Source organism: uncultured Enterococcus sp. (assembly GCF_913775425.1).
GTDB lineage: Bacteria > Bacillota > Bacilli > Lactobacillales > Enterococcaceae > Enterococcus_G.
The window spans coordinates 1-18,481 of sequence record NZ_CAJYIS010000048.1; the positions used below are offsets into that span (position 1 = coordinate 1).

Below are 18,481 nucleotides of genomic sequence, written 5' to 3' on the forward strand. Positions count from 1 at the left end.
TACATCGTTGCCATCTTCAGCAGTGATGAAACCGAAACCTTTGTCTGCGTTAAACCATTTTACTGTACCGTTATTCATGAATATTTCCTCCAAAAATTACACCTATGTGTATTAAATTTGTAATGACGACAGACGTGTAAATCGAAGTGCATATCATTAAATACGATAAACAAATTTTCACATATCGAAGTATTACTTATTCAATGTATCACACTTTCTACTATAGTGCAACCTTTTCTTTTCTATAACAATTAAGTTAATCGGTTCCATTATCTTTTCATCAATCTTTCTCGTTTTTTTAAGTTATGAAAAAAAATGAAAACATCTGTTATTTTTCATGTAATTACATGTAATCAACTCAAAAAAGTTCTATATTTGTGAAAAAAGTTCTATAATTTTTGAGTATTTTTTATATAAATTCACAACCTACTGCTATCAAGCTTTTAGCATATTTAAACTTTCATTTTTCTTTCTAGTTACGAAATTTTTAGACATATTTTGTGTTTTAATAATCAATCACACGTTATTTAACTTCGTTTAAATAACCAGTTAAATTTATTTATCAGATTATCTTTAGATTTTACGCTATGTTATAATAAGAATAATGTTTAGAATGGAGAATACTTATGAGCGTATTTCTTAGAATGGAGAGTTTCCAAAAGACTCTTTCAACTTCAGAAGAGAAAATTTATGACTTTGTTTTATCACATCCTGATCAAGTTGTCAAAATGACAGCTAAAGAAATTGCCGATGCTTCTGGTGTGAGTGCGCCAACTGTGGTGCGTTTTTCAAAAAAAATCGGTTACGATAGCCTAACTGACTTTAAAATCCAACTATCGACTGAATTGCAAACCAATAAATTACAAACCAATAATTATAATGATGTCGATCCGACTGATTCTTTTTATTCTATCAAAGAAAAAATCAGTGCCAACGCCCAAGTAAGTTTAAGTGAAACCACTAGTTTATTAGATGAATCGGCATTTTCTAAAGCCATTACTTTACTCGAACATGCGCAAGTCATTTTTTCTTTTGGTGTGGGGGCCTCAGCGCTTAGTGCACAAGATATCGTCCACAAATGGTCACGAATCGGGAAAGTCGTGCGACAAGAACACGATCTTCACATCCTTTTGCCACAATTGATCAATTGTAAGCAAAAAGCTGTTTTGATTTTGGTTTCCAATTCCGGTAAAACCCCTGAATTGCTTTATCTAGCGCAAGCGGCACAAAAAGCTCGTATTCCAATGATTACGTTAACTCAATTTGGCCCAAATCCACTTGCTGATTTTGCAACAGTAAGCTTGCAAACTGCACGCCCAACTGAGTCGATCAATCGAAGTGCAGCTACGACTTCCCTTTTATCCCAATTTTTAGTTATCGATACATTGTTTTATTTATTTATCAGTCAATATACTCATTATCAAGAAGCGATTGCTACGAGTCGTCAATTGATTACTGACTTTAACCAATCGCATTAAAAAAGAGAGTGTGACAGAAGTTTGTCACACTCTCTTTTTTTATTTTGGCATCAAGCAAAATTTCGTCCATGGTTTCATAAAATCAAGCAATATTTGCTCTTCTTTTGGAATATAGGCTACTTGATTTTTACGGGTATCTTCATGAGGAGTCAACGCGATTTGCAATTCATTCTTGTATTGACCAAACGTATCATTGCCAATCAAGATCGCACCACGTTCAAATAGATGGGTATTATCTTGTGGTGGATTGTCTTCTTGTTTATACATCACACGTACTTGCGTCGAACGAACGACCAAAGCATTGCTATCCCCTCTACGATAATGATTCACATCTTCTACTATTTTTGTTTCTAATTCATTCCAATTATGTGTAGCCACGACACCGATCGTAAGTTTATAACGATCGATAGCCGCCATCGCACGTAGTTCTTCTTCGCTTGCATAAGCATTTCCAATGATCACGGTATCGATAACATTGGTCGCAAATAAAATGCGAGCTTGTAATTCCATCGGCAAATGACGGCATAACTCTAGTGTCGGTAGGCCATCTGATACCTCCCATGGTCCCATTGTTGCCGTTTGACTAGTCACAAATGCAGCTGTTTTTAATCCAAATTTCTTAAAGCGTTCACTACATTTCATAAAGAAATCAAATTCCAATGCGGTTCCTTCTTGTGGATAAAAATTATGACAGCCATATAAAAATGGAAGATTCGGCTGGTAAGAAACAATGTTTTCAAGATAGGCCACATCGTTACTCATATTCAACTCGATTGCAAGTTGATAAGGATTATAACTGATCAACGATTCTTTATTGCCATCAAATCCTTGATCCAGGCGAATCCCGTCTGCACCTAATTCATGGAAAAAAGTTAGATCATCATAAGAAATATTTAGTTCATTGAAAATACGTGGTGAAACATCTAGGATCGTCTCAAACCCTAATTGCTTGGCGAAATAAATAATCTCAGAAAATTTTTGTTGGACTTTTTCTTTTCCTTCAGTGACTTCTAACATACTCATGAACAAGCGTTTATATCCTAATGATGCGGCTAGTGTTAGATATTCTTGATCTTTTTTAGGATCGCTATGATCTGGATAGATCGAAATTCCAATTTCTCGTTTCATTGTGTTTGCTCCTTCTCGTTATAAAATAAGCGCCAAGCTGCGAATGTACTTGGATAATCTTTAGTTGTCTGTAGTACGTAATGACTGTATTTCATGATCGTTTCTTGGACCAGTGGATTTTTTTCGATCACACTTCCGTTAAACGCACAGGGCAGTGGCTGTTGTAATTGCCAATTCTGTGCTCCCCATCGATTGATCAAGTGACTAAGCTCTTTGCCCGCTTGAATCAATACTGACCGACAATACGAAAATTGCTCTTGATGTTCTCCGATGAATCGCGCCGCTTTCGCAATCTCTTTACGTTCGCTTTGATAGAACATGCGGATGGCATCTTCAGCACACGATACATTCAACCAGTCTAAAAATGCTTGTTGCCACTTATTTAAGGGCTGATTTGTATCGATCGTATTTGTCAATTCACGGTAAAGACCTACCGCTAAATCGTAACCACTTCCCTTGTCACCTAAGATCGGTCCCCAACCACCGACTTTACTCCATTGTTGCTTGTACCCAACTGCAACTGAACCCGTTCCTGCAATCACTAATAGACCTGAAGTTCGACCGATTTTTGCAATATAAGCTAATTGCGCATCGTTATACAATTCGATCGGCGTTGTTGCAGAATAGGGCATCTTCTCTTTTAGCTGTGCAGCAAGTTCGCTTTGATTTCCTGCTGCACTGAGTCCAGCTAAACCAATCACGATACCATCACACGCATCACCAAGTTGCTGTTTGACTTGCTCAAGCGCTTGGATGAGTTCATTGACTGTTTGTTCTTTAAAAAGCAAGCAATTGCCAGGTCCAACTTGAAATTCTAAACAACATGTTCGATCTTTTCTGTAGACTCTGACTTTAGTCGCTGTCCCTCCGCTATCGATTCCAATAACATAATTCATTAGATCACCTATTTCTAAAAGCCAAGAAAGAAACTTTCTTGGCTTTTTGGTTTTCATATTAAGCTTGCGTTGTCGCCATTTCTTTTTCTTTATCCAATTCATTTTTATCGTAGATCGCTACAAACGGATAGTAGATGATGATCGATAAAATGATCAATAAGACGTTTAAGACGATCGCACGCCAGTCACCACCAGTAGCTAAAAACGCGCCAATTGGTCCAGGTAGCGTCCACGGTGCATTGACACTGACTTCATTTACTAATCCTAATGACGTCACCGTCCAAGCGATGATTCCATTTACGATCGGTGCAATAATAAATGGCGGGATCAAGATTGGGTTTAACACGATCGGTGTTCCAAAAATCAATGGTTCATTGATATTGAAAATCGCTGGGATCAATGCTGTTTTTCCTAAAGTCGAGCCATATTTTGATTTCGTTCTAAAAGCAAGTAAGATAGCTAATCCAATCGTAGAACCTGCACCACCGATCCAGATGAACCATTGGTAAAACGGCTCTGCTGCAATATGTGGTAAAGCTGTTCCATTGGCTACAGCAGTGGTATTTCCTTCAAGTAGTTGCAACCATAATGGTCGAGCTAGTGAACCTACGATAGAGGCACCATGGATCCCGAATGACCAGAAGAAAGTCGTCAAGAATACAATAAAGATCACACTTGGTAATGAATCGGCAGCTTTTACTAATGGACTCACGATTGTTGACACTAATGTATGCCAATCAAATCCTAAGAAGTATGTGATTGTCCCCATACCCAAGATAATGATCAACGTTGGAGTTAGAGCTTCAAATGAACGTGCCACAGCAGGTGGTACTTGGTCAGGCATGGTGATCTTGAATTTTGATTTGTCTGTAAAACGATAAATCTCCACTGCGATAATCGAAGTGATGATCGCCACGAACATTCCGCCACCACCTAAGTTAGCCATTGGCAATACAAATCCTGTAACACCGGCTGCATCTTGTGCTTCAGCTGGAATATTGACTGGAGTAAAGGTTAGTAAAAAGGCCGTTGTCGCTAAAATCCCACCAGATAATCCATCTAGCTTATACGATTTTGCTAAACTATGTCCAATCCCAAACGCGGCATACAAACTCATCACGTACATCGTCATTCGATAAGGCAATAAGATCGTCGCTGCATTATTGGACAGAAATTGCGTGATTCCCCAACTTTGCGGTAACGGTGGAAAAGCAATGATCATAAAGAATGATGATACGATGATCAACGGTAACGTCGCAATGATTCCATCACGTAAAGCGCGTAGATGACGTTGATTGGCTAGTTTTTCCATCGGTCCAGCCAAGTGTTGTTCTACAAAAGCAGTAAACTTGTCTAACATAATAGTATCCTCTCTTTCTAGTTATAAGGGCAAGGTGTAATTTTTCCTAAAATCACTGGTCTTTTGGCACCTGTCACTGAACAAAAATTACTTGGTTGTCCCGTTAAGGTCGCATAACCTAATAAAGCAAATGCTACAGCTTCTTTTGAGTCACTGGAATACCCAAGTTCCTCTTGTGTTTTGATCGAACAATCGATGAGATAATGTTGAAGTCGTTCGCGCAAGAACGTATTATGCGTTCCACCACCAGCTAAAATAATTTCAATTTCTTCTTTAGGGTACTTTGGAAAAACAAATCGTTGGTAATGAAGCGCAATACTATAAGCTGTAAAATCAGTTAATGTATAGATCAAATCTTCTGGTGGATACTCACCATAAGTAGCGAGTAAAGTTTTAACAAATTCTGCGCCAAATTGCTCTCTGCCCGTTGATTTAGGCGGCTGCATCGCTAAGTACGGGTGTTGTTGTAACCGTTGGGATAATTCTGGGATCGCTTTACCACTTCGCGCAACATTCCCATCGACATCATAGGGAACTTGATAAAAATGTTCCATTAATGCATCGACTACCATATTTCCAGGCCCAGTATCAAAGGCGATCACGTCTTCTACTGTTTGATGTTTAGGCAATACCGTGACATTGCCGATACCACCAATATTTTGCAGCAATCGTGTATAGTTTTCAGAACGATAAAGTAAATACTCTGCATATGGAACCAAAGGAGCTCCTTCTCCTCCTGCTGCGAGATCCATCACTCGAAAATTATCGATAACTTGTGTCTTTAAACCGTACGCAATCATCGCAGATTCTCCAATTTGAAACGTGCTACTATATGCTCCAGTCTTAGCCATCGGATCATGCCAGATCGTTTGTCCATGACTTGCAACAAAATCTAGATCTCGTTCGGAACGATTTGCTAGTTTCAACACACTTTGACAAGCTTTTAAACTTAAATCACCTAATTCCATATTAAGTGAACTAATCAAAGGCGTCGTTGAGGCTTTTGGATCGCAAGCTTGCTTGATACGACTTTTAGTCTCTTTAGAAAATGTTTGTGTACAAAATGCGAGTTCTTTGACTCGAAACGGATCTTCTTCAAGTTCCACTAAAACGGCATCTATACCATCTAGGCTCGTACCAGACATCAAGCCGATTGCTAACATTGTCTTCCCTCCTTTAAGATAACGTTATCATTTTTTAAAATGATGCAAACAACAAAAGGAGCTTATTTTGTTCGTTTGGCCCTCATTTATTGTTGAGTTTAGTATAGCATATGCCTCTCTTTTTTACAACGATATTTCATATTATTTTTTAAATAAAAGAAATAGCATTTCATAAGAAACAAATTTCTCCTTTGTTTTGTCTTTTTTTGCTACACTAGAACTAATCAAAGGAGGGAATCAAATGGACTATTTTACATTAAACACAGGTATTCTTATTCCGGTTATCGGAAGTGGGACGAACACTTTTGGTAAAGTCGATCATCAATATATGGGCGATATCAATGATGATACTAGTGAAATTTTAGACGCGATCAACCTCGGGTACCGCCATTTTGATACTGCGATCATGTATCGTAATGAAACAGTTGTTGGCCAAGCATTCAAAGAATCTGGTTTACCTCGAGAAGATTTTTTTATTACCTCTAAAATTCCGGGTGAAGCACAATACTATCAAGACGAACAAGCTGTACATCAAGGTGTCAAACAAAGCCTTGCAGCCTTGGACACTGACTATATCGACCTGTATTTGATCCATCACCCTTGGGAAGATAGCAAGCAGATCCAAATGATGTGGCAAGTGCTTGAATCGTATGTCGATCAAGGGACTTTAAAAGCGATCGGTGTATCCAACTTTTCACCAGAGCAACTAACAGATTTGATTGAAAACAGTCGTATCAAACCTGCTGTGAACCAAATCGAATCACATCCTGGAAAATGGAACCAATCATGGATCGATTTTTGTCACGAACACGATGTGATCCCAGAAGCTTGGGGACCATTGACACGTGTTAGCGATGAAGCAAAACATGCTTTATCTACTATCGGCGATTATTATGGTAAAACATGGGCTCAAGTGATCTTACGCTATCAGCTAGATCAGCACGTCGTCGTGATTCCAAAATCACATCACCATGGTCGCCAAAAACAAAATCTTGAGTTATTTGATTTTGAACTAAGTGATCATGATCGAAAAATCATTACCACGCTATAAAGACAGTATCTCCTTTTGCTTGATGCAATAGGAGTTTTTTATTGTATTTATTTTTATCTTTTGTCAACTTAAAAAAAATTTAATTTTTTTTGGAAAAAATGGTTGAAACTTTCATTTTTTTACGATAAAATCAATTCAAATCAAATTGTCAGAAAATTTAGAATCTACAGAATGTTAGGAGGATTTAATATGGAAGCTAGTGCAACCAAAAAGATGACGAAAAAAGAAATCGTCAAGGATCATGTTTACAAAGTCTCAGCAGGAATCTCAAATGCGGTGTTAGTAACCTTAGGAATTGGGTTATTATTTGAAACGATTGGAAAATTCACCGGGATTACTGAGATTACACAGATTGGTACACTAGCAAAATTATTATTAGCTCCTGCATTTGGTGCTGGAATCGCTTATCAATTAGGTACCAATACACTAGTTGTCTTTAGCTCGATGATTGCATCAACAGTCGGCGCGAACTCTGTCTTTTTCACACAAGGAACCATTGAAAGTACCACGATCACAGGTCATGCGGTGGCTCAAGCTGCTGGTGGTGGAATCTTTACGACGGGTCAGCCAATCAGCGCGGTATTAGCTGGATTGATTGCAGCGCTTGTCGGAAAATGGTTAACTGGAAAAACACCGTTGGATATGATTTTAGTCCCATTTGGTAGTTTGCTTGTCGGTGGTGTCAGCGGTGTGTTACTGGCTTACATCACGACTCCGCTTTTATTAGGATTAAGCCAAATGATTGCCAGTACCGTTAATTACTCACCTGTATTTGGGTCAATGGCTGTAGCTTTAGCTTGGAGTATTCTGTTGATGACTCCTGCTTCTTCTGCCGCACTAGCTATCGCGTTACAACTTGATCCGGTATCTTCTGCAGCTGCTTTGATTGGATGTACGTGTCAATTTGTCGGCTTTACGGTGATGAGTTTCCAAGAAAACAAAATCGGTGCAAACATCGCACAAGGGTTGATCACACCAAAAGTTCAATTTGCTAACTTGACCCTACATCCTCAAATGGTGATTCCACCATTCGTCGCAGCGATCATCTGTGCACCGATCGCTACTGTAGGCTTTCAATTCCAAACTAGTTTTGAACTAGCAGGTTTAGGGTTAAATTCATTGATTGCTCCATTAAATCTATGGGCAACAGATCCTCGTTCATTTGTGATCTATTTAATAGTAGGTATTCTCCTTCCTGCGATCATCACGTATGGTCTGTATTTTGTAATGGTACGTATGGGTTCAGCAAAACGTGGTTATCTAAAAATCGAAGTCCAATAATCTTAAAAGTAAAAAACGACTGTTCGAAAAGTATCCAAACTTTTCAAACAGTCGTTTTATTTTTTAGCTAATTCATAAAGCAACGGTGTAATCTGTTGTAAAACTTGTTCTTGTGTCAAGGCTTCTGGCCGATCGCCCCAGATCGAAAAATAAATTCCAGCAGGTGGCGTGGTCAGCTTTTGATTTTGAGCAAAGGTTTGCGGTGTAAATGCTTGTAGCCGTTCAATCGTTGGATAGTTATATCCAGCAGCCTCACCTAATACGAAGTACAATGCATTATCGTTATAATTGAACACCCGGTGCCCTTTATCTAAAAATGTTTCGACCGGCGCCATCTCAGCTTGCCAACGAGTCCAATAAGCAATTTCGATCGATGGCTTTAATAAACAGTCGGTATCCTCACGGTAACAACCATCGTTCCAAATACGAGCTACCTTCCCCTGTTTTTCTACAAATCGAGCCAACGTATTCAAATAGTCGACTTGTCTTTTGCTGGATACTTTTTCTTGTATTGTAGATGGCAGTGATGCCAAGTTCGTCCAATCGACGACTTCGTCTCCACCAAGATGAACGATCGGACTGGCATCAAATAATTCCATAATTTCAGTTAACAACTCTTTGACATGTTCTACAAAATCCGGATGCGTCACGTCAGCTGCATGTGCTAACGGAATCATGGATGCAGTCTCTTCACTTAACCGGTATTGCGGGTAGACAGTCAAAAAGTGTCGCAAATGGCCCGGACTATCAAATTCTGGAATGATCGTGATTTTTCGCGCGCGTGCAAATTCTTGAAACTGCTGAATCTCGTGTTTGGTATAGTGTTTAGCAGAAACTAATTTTTTACATACATCACTTTCGATGCGATACCCTTCATTATCTGAAAAATGAAGTTGTAAATGCGTACACTTTGTTTGTCCCATTAGTTCTAGCAAAGAAAAGATAAAGTCGGGTGTATACCATTTACGTGCACAATCCAAGACTACTCCTCGTTGCATACGCTGTGATCCGTTTTGGTAATGATTTGATACGGTTGTAATAATGGACTGCACTCAATTGGTTGTTCTAGTACATTCAGTGATTGCTCCAATTTAGTCGTTTGTGTTTCAATCGTATACGCAACGGCTTGATCACTCAAATTATACCCTCGTACAATCAACGCTTGATCGTTTCTGCGTCTTTTCACTGCTGTTACTTCTAGTAAAGGTTGATCAATGCTCAAATAAGAACCCGCAGCTTGCCAATCACCTGATGCATTAGTTTGGACGACCTGTAACGGTACTTGTGCTGTATGGGCAAAAGTATACGTCTCATAACGGCTTTGCAACTCACCATGCATCATCATCCCATAACAAAATGTCTGCACCCCTAAACATTGTGCTTCTGGTGTTTCGAAATAGCCCCAATCGCCTAATTCACCTACACCTCGAACTAAAGTCAACGCGATCGTAGAATCCACGATCTCATATTCATTTAAGCCATAGTTAACTACTGTAACACCTCTTTTTTCATCATGCAAATTGACAAATGCGTGTTGATGTTGTGGATTCGTCGGATTTTCCCATTGCGGACTTACCTGATTTGGACGGACGACTGTTTCATAAATACTATCTGCTTCATGTTGATCGGCAACGATCTTCGTATCAAATAATACGCGTAAACGATGATCTTTGATCGTATTGTCCACTTTCGTTTCTACTTGTAGTTGTTTGCTTTGACCATGGAAGGTAATGATCGTTTCGATCGGATAGAGCGTTTTTGTGGTGCTACGCTGCGCTTTACGTTCTCGAAAATCGACGATCTTGATCTGTTCGATTTCAAGTTGTTCATCAGCAGAAATAGGCAATTCCATTAAATGCGTCAATTTGATTTTTGCTTGTAACGGAGTATCTTCTAGCACTTCAATTTGATGTTCAAAATCAGTAGAAAGATAGGGTTGATCATTTTCTGGTTGTCTAAAAATATACTCATTGGCAATATCGCCCACATCTTCAAAAATCAATTGATCAGTTAATGTATACTCAAGTTGCTTATCGGTCACTGTCAGCGCACCATTTTCTTGGATCACGATTTTAAGATACTCATTTTCTAATACACGACCTTCACATTGCACAAAAGACTGCTCCTTTAACTGAGCTTTTCCTTCTACTAATGCAAATGTTTGCCAAGAAAATGCCGCTAGTGACTCTAAGGCAAAAGATACTGTCACGTATTTTTGCATATAAGGAACACGAAAACGGTCTTTAGGTAGATCGTACCCAAATCTGATTTTTTCTTCACTAATTATCGCTGGAATCTCTTTGCCATTTTGATCGACGACGTGATATTCTTTTGCGACACGCTCCGCTAATTGATCATATCCAATCGATGGGTATGCTTCTTTAAATAAAATTCGTTCAAGCTCAACTTCAACACTAAGAACTTCTTGTTTGATTGCATTGCTCGTATTCCAAACGACGAATGGATGACTTGGCTTTGTAAACATACTTGTATCGATCGCAAGTTTTAAGGTATCGAGTGCTTCATTCACTAGATACTGACCGACCGCTTCAGCTTTTTCAAAGCGTGTGACCATTTCCCGATGAACTTCGTCGACTGAACAACCACAAATGCTATCATGAGGGTGATTTTGCATCAAAAGTTTCCATGCATAGTCGATCTGGTCGTGAGGATAACTCCCTGTGCGCTCATAGGCCATTGTCGCAAGTGGCTCGACTACGTTTTCTAACAATCGACTGACTTTCGTATTCCACTGTTTCAGATAGACCCTGGCTGAAGCAGTATTTGCTAACGTAAACCAACCATCTGTTTCTTGACTAGTCAATTCTCCCGTTACAGTACTCAACGATTCAGGTAGATCATTTGTCACAGCTTCAATATACTCTTTGAAACTAGCATGTACAAATTCATATTCTGGATATAAGTCATTGGCCAATGCGATCGCTTTGGTTACATCCTTTTGAACCGGTTGGTGATCGACGCCATTCATCATTAATAAATGATCAGTTGAAGCAAAGCGTTCAACTTCAGCTAGTTTTTGATCCCAAAACAAGCGTGCGTCTTCTTCATTAACTGGGATCTCATTACCATTGCTATACCAATTGGCAAATAAAATCCCTAAAATTTTACTACCGTCTGGACCTTCCCAATGCATCTCTGAAAATTGAGAAGTATAACTCTCATCAGCTAACACCTCATTATCAAAGCCAATCGGTTTTACCCCTCGACCAAAAGCTGCTGTTTCTAGATTTGCCAGTTGCATCAATTGCGGTGTTTGTCCCATATTGCCAAACGTATCTGGAAAATAACCTAAAGGAACTGATTGGCCATACCGCTCACATTCGGCGTGACCGATCAACATATTGCGCACATTCGATTCAGAACTAATTAAAAAGTCATCTTGTAGAATATAAAAAGGTCCGATTTGTAATTTCCCTTTAGCGATCGCTTCACGTACTTTCGCTTCATTTTCCGGACGTACTTGGAGATAGTCATCTAAAATAATCGTTTGACCATCGAGATGAAAGCTATGAAAATCAGGATCTGTGTCAAATAATTCTAATAAATCATCCATCAATTCAATTAAGCGCATATGATGTTCTTCATAAGGCAAATACCATTCACGATCCCAATGACTATGGGATACTATATATACTTTTTTCTTCATTTGATCTGCTCCTTATTTTTCAACTCGAATATCAAAGTAATCCATTACCAACTCACAAAACATCATATTCGCCCAAGAAAACCATTCTCTAGTATATTGTGTTGGATCGTCCACATGGAATCCTTCATGCATCAAATGTGTTCCCGCATCGGTTGCAACAAGTTGGTCTAAAATACGTTTCTTTTCCATACGATCATTCGTCGTCATGCCTTCCATCGCAAGTGCGATCGGCCAAACGTAGTGTTCTGGTGTATGTGAAGATCCAATCCCTTTTGCATACTTTCCTTCATAGTAATAAGGGTTTTCCTTACTTAATAACGTTTTTCGTGTGCGTAAGTAAAGCGGATCTTCCATATCTTTATAGCCTAAATAAGGTGCAGCGATCAAATTAGGTACATTACTATCGTCCATTAAAGAAGCATTTCCTAACCCATCGACCTCATAAGCATATACGGTTTCACCCGCTTGATTTTTCGTCAATGCGTGCGTTGCGATCCCTTCTTCAAGTTCTGCTCTTAAACTAGCAGCAGTTTCAACGATTGCTTGATCAGATAAAATCGTAGTAAAGATCTCTTCGATGTACCCTAACACAACGATTGCAAATAAATTAGAAGGTACTAAATAACCGTATTCACAAGCGTCATCACTTGGTCTAAATCCTGACCAAGTTAATTTTGTGTACCCGACTGGAGTTCCTTTCCCTTCATTAACCAAAGTATCTTCTTTACGTGTCGTCTCTCGTTCAAAACGATAAGGCGAGGTTTCGTGGTGCTGTTCTGTTTTAAAGACTGTCAAAATCTTTTTGACTCCAGAGATAAACTCTTCGTTGAACTGATCCACTCTTCCAGTATTTTTATAGAGTAAATAAGCCAATTGAACCGGATAACACAATGAATCGATCTCGTATTTGCGCTCCCAAATCCAACCATTCATTTTCGTATGATCACTTTGATGTCCTGCGTGGTTCTCACTTTCGTTAAAAGCGTTTGCATAAGGATCTAGATTAATGTACGTAAATTGTTTTATGACTAACCCACTGATCATTCCTGCTAATTCGTCATCTTCTTTGGCAATCACTAGATACGGACGAACTTGTGCTGTCGAATCACGTAACCACATTGCTGGAATATCCCCAGTTAATAAAAATGTTGTCCCATCTTCGTGACGTTTGACTGTCGTCAGTAAGGTATTTGCAAACGCAGCTTGAAAGTTCTCAGCCCAATGTGCATGCTCCTCACCACATAAATCGGTAATTTTATCCATAAATTGAACAACTGATTGCGGTACTTCTTGATAAACCATGATTGGGTTCCTCCTAAATTGATATATCATTTAAGGCGATTATAGCGGATATTTTTTGCTTTGTCTACGCTTTCAATCGATTTTTACTTTACTTTTTGATTTTTTTTGCTAAAATATAGTTAAATGATATATCAATTAAATGAGGTGATGCTATGGCCGCACTATATGAAACGATTTTAAATGATTTAAAAAAAGCAATTCTCACGAAAAAGTTGACGCCAGGAAGCAAGTTACCTACAGAGATGCAACTTTCTGAACAATATCAAGTCAGTCGGATCACATCAAAAAGAGCATTGACTGAACTAGAAAATTTAGGTTTGATCGAACGTACTAGAGGACGTGGAAGTTTTGTAAAAGCCGATGTGTCGCATCCAGCAAAAGCCAAACGCATTTTATTTTTACTTCCCTTTTACAATGATCTTTCTTTAGGGAACTTTGCAGAAGGTTTACTACCTGTGATGCAACAAGAACAGTTCGATGTATTGATGACCGATTTCAACTATTTAACAAACCATGATCTTGCGAGTATTCAAGCAGAATTTTCCGGTATGATCTATTATGCTACAAAAGAACAGGATCATTTAGAGTTACTGATCGAACTTGCTTTAACAGATTTTCCAGTCATTTTGTTAGACAAAGAGATCCATGATCTAGAATTTCCAACTGTCATCGCCAATAACTTAGTTGGTGGAAAATTAGCCACATCCTTCCTTCTTGAACAAGGACATCGACGGATCGGCTTTTTAACTAATACTCACCCTTTACCACAATCGACGAGACAGCGTTATTTAGGCTACCGTAAAGCCTTAAAACAACAAGAATTTGCTTTAGCGATGGATGAACTCGCGACCTTGGATACCTTCTTAAATATTCAAAACGAAAAAGAACTTACTGCTTGGGTCTGTGAGAATGATTTGATTGCAATCGAAGCCATGCGCTTGTTAAAGCAAGCAGGTTTTGATGTTCCAACTCAAATCTCGATCATTGGATTTGATAATATCCAAGCATCTGCTTTAATTGATCCAGCACTCACTACGATCTCACAAAATTTTGATCACATCGGGCAAACAGCTGGAATGTTACTTTTAGAATGGATCTTGACTGGTCAAAAGCCAGTTTCACAAAAAATCGACGTGACCTTGATCAAACGACACTCAACAAAGGAGCTTACACATGAATAATACTATCGACCATATCGACACACGACACGGCACAGCCAACCAGTATAGTTTTTCTCACGGAAATTGTTTACCTTATACTGGTGTCCCATTTGGGATGAACTATTTCGCTCCCCAAACTACCGATCAAAAAGGAAGTTGGTGGTTTCATCCTGAAGACCACACCTTCCAAGGGTACCGCTTGACTCATCAGCCTAGCCCTTGGATGGGTGATTTTGCGCATGTCTTATTTACTCCAGTCGGTGAAAACTTTAGCGAACTTTCCTTGTTCCATACCCAAAGTTCTTATCGTCCAAACGAAGCACTCTTTTTGCCTTATCAGTTAACGATCACGCAATTGCGCTATAATATTACATCGACACTTTGTCCAACACGCTATGGTGGGATGCTTGATATCCAATACGATGCGGATAATCAACCAGGGTTTTTGATCACATTAGACGGCTACCTTACTCATGAACAATTAAATGATCATGAAATAAACGTATCCTTTAGTAATTACAGTGACTGTGAAGATAAGACCTTAACATTTTATGTCGCACTTCATTTTGAAAACGCTATTACCGAGTTATCTATGGTGCAAAACGAAGCACAGACCTTTTTATGGATCAAATTTGCTGATATCGATACTCAAACGATTCACTTCGGGACTTCTTTTATCAGTCAAGAGCAAGCTGTGATCAATCTCGAACGTGAAAAACCAGCCACATTATCCGAAATCAAGCGCACTAGCAAACAGGCATGGCAAACCTACTTTGATCGTCTAGAAGTTGAACATACTGATCTTGAACATACAAAAACGTTCTATCATACCTTGTATCGAACCTTCTTATTCCCGCAAACGTTTTATGAATACGATGAATACGATCAAACGATCCATTACGATACGTTTAATCAAGAGATCAAACCAGGAGTCTTATATACGAATAATGGATTTTGGGATACTTACAAAACTGTTTTTCCATTCTTTTCTTTGGTTGCGCGTGAGGTTTATGAAGAGATGCTTGAAGGCTTTTTGAATAGTTATCGTGAAACTGGCTTTTTACCAAAATGGTTATCACCAGATGAACGCGGGATGATGCCTGGTACATTGATCGATGCAGTCATTGCCGATGCTGCGATGAAAGAGATTCGTCCAGATCTTTTACCCGAGTTATTTGAAGGAATGAAAAAAGGTGCTTCTGTCCAAAGTGAGTGTGAAAATTACGGGCGTAGAGGAACCTTAGATTATTTGCAATTTGGCTATGTTCCAAACGACTATCACGAGTCAGTCAATCATACGTTAGATTATGCTTACAGTGACTTTTGTATCAGCCAAGTCGCGCGTATTTTAGAAGATGAAGAAGCAACAGCACGCTATCAAAACCAAGCAAAGAACTATCGTCATCTCTTTGACCAAAAGACAGGTTTTATGCGTTCTAAAGATCGTGAAGGACAATTTAGAGCAGACTTTTCATCGATCCGCTGGGGAAAAGATTATGCTGAAGGTAGTGCATGGCAAAGTAGTTTTGCCGTTTACCAAGATTTCCAAGGATTGATCGATCTGTATGGTGGCGCCGATGCCTTTAGTGAGAAATTAGTTGCCTTGTGCAATCAAGCACCGCGATTTGATGTCGCTGGTTATAACTTTGAGATTCATGAAATGACCGAAATGGCTGCAATCGAGTTTGGACAAGTCGCGATCTCCAACCAACCAAGTTTCCATTTACCTTATTTGTTTGCTTTTGCTGGTAAACCAGAAATGGCTCAGCCAATGATCAAACATTTGATGACACAATGCTTCAACTCTACAATCAACGGATATCCAGGTGATGAAGATAATGGAAGTATGTCTGGGTGGTATTTATTTAGTTCTCTAGGATTTTATCCAGTCACCCCTGGGAGTAACGAATTTATTATCGGAATGCCTTTAGTCAAAAAAGCACGTCTTCATCTTTCAAATGGTGAAACACTGACCTTGACTGCAACACCAAACGAAGTCCAACAGGTCTTTATCGATCAAATCACGTTAAATGGACAAGTGCATCAAGCAACGTTCTTTACCTATGAACAATTGATGCAAGGCGGGACAATCGATTACAAACTTGGAATCGTCCCTCATCCAAGAAACTATACGACACAACAATTGCCTTTCTCCTTATCAAAATAATAACAGTTAACCGTTCTAAAAAAATAAGCCGAATCATTCCGATAATAGGATTTCCTATTGCGGTAATGATTCGGCTTATTTTTCAACTAACTACTTCTGGTATACCGTTTATTCATTTTTTAAAGAGTGTAACAACTTTGTCTCACACGCCTTGTTGTTGGAAATGTAGAGCTGCACCCAATAAATTGGCTTCATTTTGATACTGACACGCAACGACTTCTGGCATGATCGCTTCGATCGTCTGTTTTTTCAAGCGATTGTATAAGCGAATTCTGATTTCATCGATAACTTCTTCTTGAGCCGAGATCCCACCGCCGATCATGATCATCTGTGGGTCGATTGCAACTTGCAAGTTATATAAGGCACAACTGATATCTTCATAAAGTTGATCTAACAATGCACGGGCGAATTGATCGCCATTGTTTGCCCGATAAAACAATTCTTTACCATCAATTGTTTCACCAGTTTTATGGCTATACACTTTCGCACGATTCACGACTGTCCCTACTTTACTTAGCGTTTCGTCTTTGTTTGGTAACATCAAGCCAAATTCACCAGCAAATAAGTGAGCACCTTTGTATAATTTGCGATTAATGAATAACGCACCACCTACACCCGTACCAATAACGACAAATAACCCATGTTCACTCTCTTTTCCTGCACCGATTTCCATCTCACAGATCCCAGCACAGTTTGCATCATTTTCAATCGCTACAGGTACGTTAAATAGTGATTCTAACTCTTCAAAGATTGGGCGAAAATGGATGTAGGGTACGGCGCTTAATCCTTCGATTTGACGAGTCTTTTGATTGACTGCTCCAGGTGCGCTGATTGCGACACCACTACATTTAGGGAAACGCTTGACATAGGCTGCTAGCTTTTCAGTGAACGTTTCATAATTATCTGGTGTTTTAAACGACTCGTGATGAGACAATACGCCCTCATGAAATACAGCACACTTAACTGAAGTGCCTCCGATATCAAATACTACTAATGTCATACCTGATCCTCCTCAAATCCATTTTGTTGACTGACTTGTTTAAACCAACGACCACTTTTTTTCAAGTAGCGTTTTTGTGTCGCAAGATCGACTCGATAAAAGCCATAACGATTTTTATAGGCATTCAACCACGACCAACAATCGATAAACGTCCATGCATGATAACCAAAGCAATTGCTCCCAGCCTCGATCCCTTTGTGTAAATACTTGAGATGTTGTGCCATAAACTCGATTCGATAATCATCTTCGATTTGTCCCTGTTCTTCAAACCGTTCTTCATCTGCGACTCCCATCCCGTTTTCACTGACAAACCATGGAATATTTCCGTATTCATTTTTCATCATCAAAGCAATGTCATAAATGGCTTCAGGATAAATTTCCCAACCACGATAAGGATTGATGACTTTTTCAGGCCAATCCTGACACTCCACACGACTAAAGTCGTGGGGTTCTTAGGTAATACATCCTAACGGACGCAAATTGACTAAGCGATCCCCGAAAGCCCTTCGGTTTTAATATTTATGCTTGCATTAATATCTCGATCATGTAGTGTTCCACAGTTTGAACAGACCCATTCACGAATAGCGAGTTCTTTTTTACCGTCCTTATGACCGCAAGAAGAACAAATTTGTGAACTCGGGAAGAAACGGCTTACTTTAACTAAAGTACGACCTTTCCACTGGCATTTATAGTCCAACTGTCGAACGAACTCACTCCAAGATACATCTGAAATCGACTTCGCTAATTTATGATTTTTCACCAATCCTTTTACATTCAAATCTTCAATACAAATGATTTGGTTCTCATCAGTAAGTCGTGAAGAGAGTT

15 protein-coding genes and 1 pseudogene are annotated in these 18,481 nt (G+C 39.1%); 5 read left to right on the plus strand and 11 right to left on the minus strand.

Annotation, left to right across the window (positions count from 1 at the left end; genetic code table 11):
* The coding region (locus QZ413_RS05135) for a cold-shock protein (protein WP_297077218.1) at nucleotides 1-78 on the minus strand (78 nt) is incomplete at its 3' end.
* 548 nt (nucleotides 79-626) lie between these two features.
* On the opposite strand from QZ413_RS05135, the gene QZ413_RS05140 reads away from it, so the two are divergent.
* Entirely contained in the window at nucleotides 627-1,478 is an 852-nt protein-coding gene (locus QZ413_RS05140) for a MurR/RpiR family transcriptional regulator (RefSeq protein WP_297077192.1), read from the plus strand.
* A 39-nt stretch (nucleotides 1,479-1,517) separates the two neighbouring features.
* Here the strand turns inward: QZ413_RS05140 and QZ413_RS05145 are convergent, their stop codons facing one another.
* Genes QZ413_RS05145 through anmK form a run of 4 tightly spaced genes read right to left on the minus strand, consistent with a single transcriptional unit; the run spans nucleotide 1,518 to nucleotide 6,025 of the window.
* Nucleotides 1,518-2,606, minus strand: a complete 1,089-nt coding sequence (locus QZ413_RS05145; protein WP_297077194.1) for a DUF871 domain-containing protein — start codon at nucleotides 2,604-2,606, stop codon at nucleotides 1,518-1,520.
* On the minus strand, nucleotides 2,603-3,502 hold the full coding sequence (locus tag QZ413_RS05150) for an N-acetylglucosamine kinase (RefSeq protein ID WP_297077196.1): 900 nt from the start codon (nucleotides 3,500-3,502) through the stop codon (nucleotides 2,603-2,605). Before QZ413_RS05150 ends, QZ413_RS05145 begins: the two co-directional genes overlap by 4 nt.
* A gap of 58 nt (nucleotides 3,503-3,560) precedes the next feature.
* A complete protein-coding gene (locus QZ413_RS05155) occupies nucleotides 3,561-4,862 on the minus strand; it encodes a PTS sugar transporter subunit IIC (protein WP_297077197.1) in 1,302 nt (433 codons plus the stop codon).
* Nucleotides 4,863-4,879: 17 nt separating this feature from the next.
* Entirely contained in the window at nucleotides 4,880-6,025 is a 1,146-nt protein-coding gene (gene anmK, locus QZ413_RS05160; protein ID WP_297077199.1) for an anhydro-N-acetylmuramic acid kinase AnmK, read from the minus strand.
* Nucleotides 6,026-6,266: 241 nt separating this feature from the next.
* Here anmK and QZ413_RS05165 point away from each other — a divergent pair, with 241 nt between their 5' ends.
* Both QZ413_RS05165 and QZ413_RS05170 read left to right on the plus strand, forming a co-directional pair.
* Nucleotides 6,267-7,076, plus strand: a complete 810-nt coding sequence (locus QZ413_RS05165) for an aldo/keto reductase (protein ID WP_297077200.1) — start codon at nucleotides 6,267-6,269, stop codon at nucleotides 7,074-7,076.
* Between the two features lie 189 nt (nucleotides 7,077-7,265).
* On the plus strand, nucleotides 7,266-8,357 hold the full coding sequence (locus QZ413_RS05170) for a PTS transporter subunit IIC (protein WP_297077202.1): 1,092 nt from the start codon (nucleotides 7,266-7,268) through the stop codon (nucleotides 8,355-8,357).
* Nucleotides 8,358-8,413: 56 nt separating this feature from the next.
* On the opposite strand, the gene QZ413_RS05175 is transcribed toward QZ413_RS05170, so the two are convergent.
* From QZ413_RS05175 to QZ413_RS05185, 3 genes are read right to left on the minus strand one after another with little or no spacing between them, the layout of a single operon-like run.
* On the minus strand, nucleotides 8,414-9,355 hold the full coding sequence (locus tag QZ413_RS05175; RefSeq protein WP_297077205.1) for a family 20 glycosylhydrolase: 942 nt from the start codon (nucleotides 9,353-9,355) through the stop codon (nucleotides 8,414-8,416).
* Nucleotides 9,340-12,024, minus strand: a complete 2,685-nt coding sequence (locus tag QZ413_RS05180; protein WP_297077207.1) for an alpha-mannosidase — start codon at nucleotides 12,022-12,024, stop codon at nucleotides 9,340-9,342. The genes QZ413_RS05175 and QZ413_RS05180 overlap by 16 nt, the downstream gene beginning before the upstream one ends.
* Before the next feature lie 12 nt (nucleotides 12,025-12,036).
* Entirely contained in the window at nucleotides 12,037-13,326 is a 1,290-nt protein-coding gene (locus QZ413_RS05185; RefSeq protein WP_297077209.1) for a glycoside hydrolase family 125 protein, read from the minus strand.
* A 152-nt stretch (nucleotides 13,327-13,478) separates the two neighbouring features.
* Here QZ413_RS05185 and QZ413_RS05190 point away from each other — a divergent pair, with 152 nt between their 5' ends.
* Both QZ413_RS05190 and QZ413_RS05195 read left to right on the plus strand, forming a co-directional pair.
* Nucleotides 13,479-14,507: a substrate-binding domain-containing protein gene (locus QZ413_RS05190; protein WP_297077211.1), complete on the plus strand. Its 1,029-nt coding sequence runs from the start codon at nucleotides 13,479-13,481 to the stop codon at nucleotides 14,505-14,507.
* A complete protein-coding gene (locus QZ413_RS05195; protein ID WP_297077212.1) occupies nucleotides 14,500-16,653 on the plus strand; it encodes a GH92 family glycosyl hydrolase in 2,154 nt (717 codons plus the stop codon). The genes QZ413_RS05190 and QZ413_RS05195 overlap by 8 nt, the downstream gene beginning before the upstream one ends.
* Nucleotides 16,654-16,795: 142 nt before the next feature.
* On the opposite strand, the gene QZ413_RS05200 is transcribed toward QZ413_RS05195, so the two are convergent.
* From QZ413_RS05200 to QZ413_RS05210, 3 genes and pseudogenes are all read right to left on the minus strand, one after another.
* On the minus strand, nucleotides 16,796-17,653 hold the full coding sequence (locus QZ413_RS05200; RefSeq protein WP_297077214.1) for an ROK family protein: 858 nt from the start codon (nucleotides 17,651-17,653) through the stop codon (nucleotides 16,796-16,798).
* Nucleotides 17,650-18,072, minus strand: a pseudogene (locus tag QZ413_RS05205) (family 1 glycosylhydrolase); the annotation flags it as partial. The pseudogene QZ413_RS05205 and the gene QZ413_RS05200, both read right to left, overlap by 4 nt.
* Before the next feature lie 65 nt (nucleotides 18,073-18,137).
* Nucleotides 18,138-18,481, minus strand: a 344-nt coding sequence (locus QZ413_RS05210; protein ID WP_297077216.1) for an RNA-guided endonuclease TnpB family protein, incomplete at its 5' end; no start/stop codon positions are given.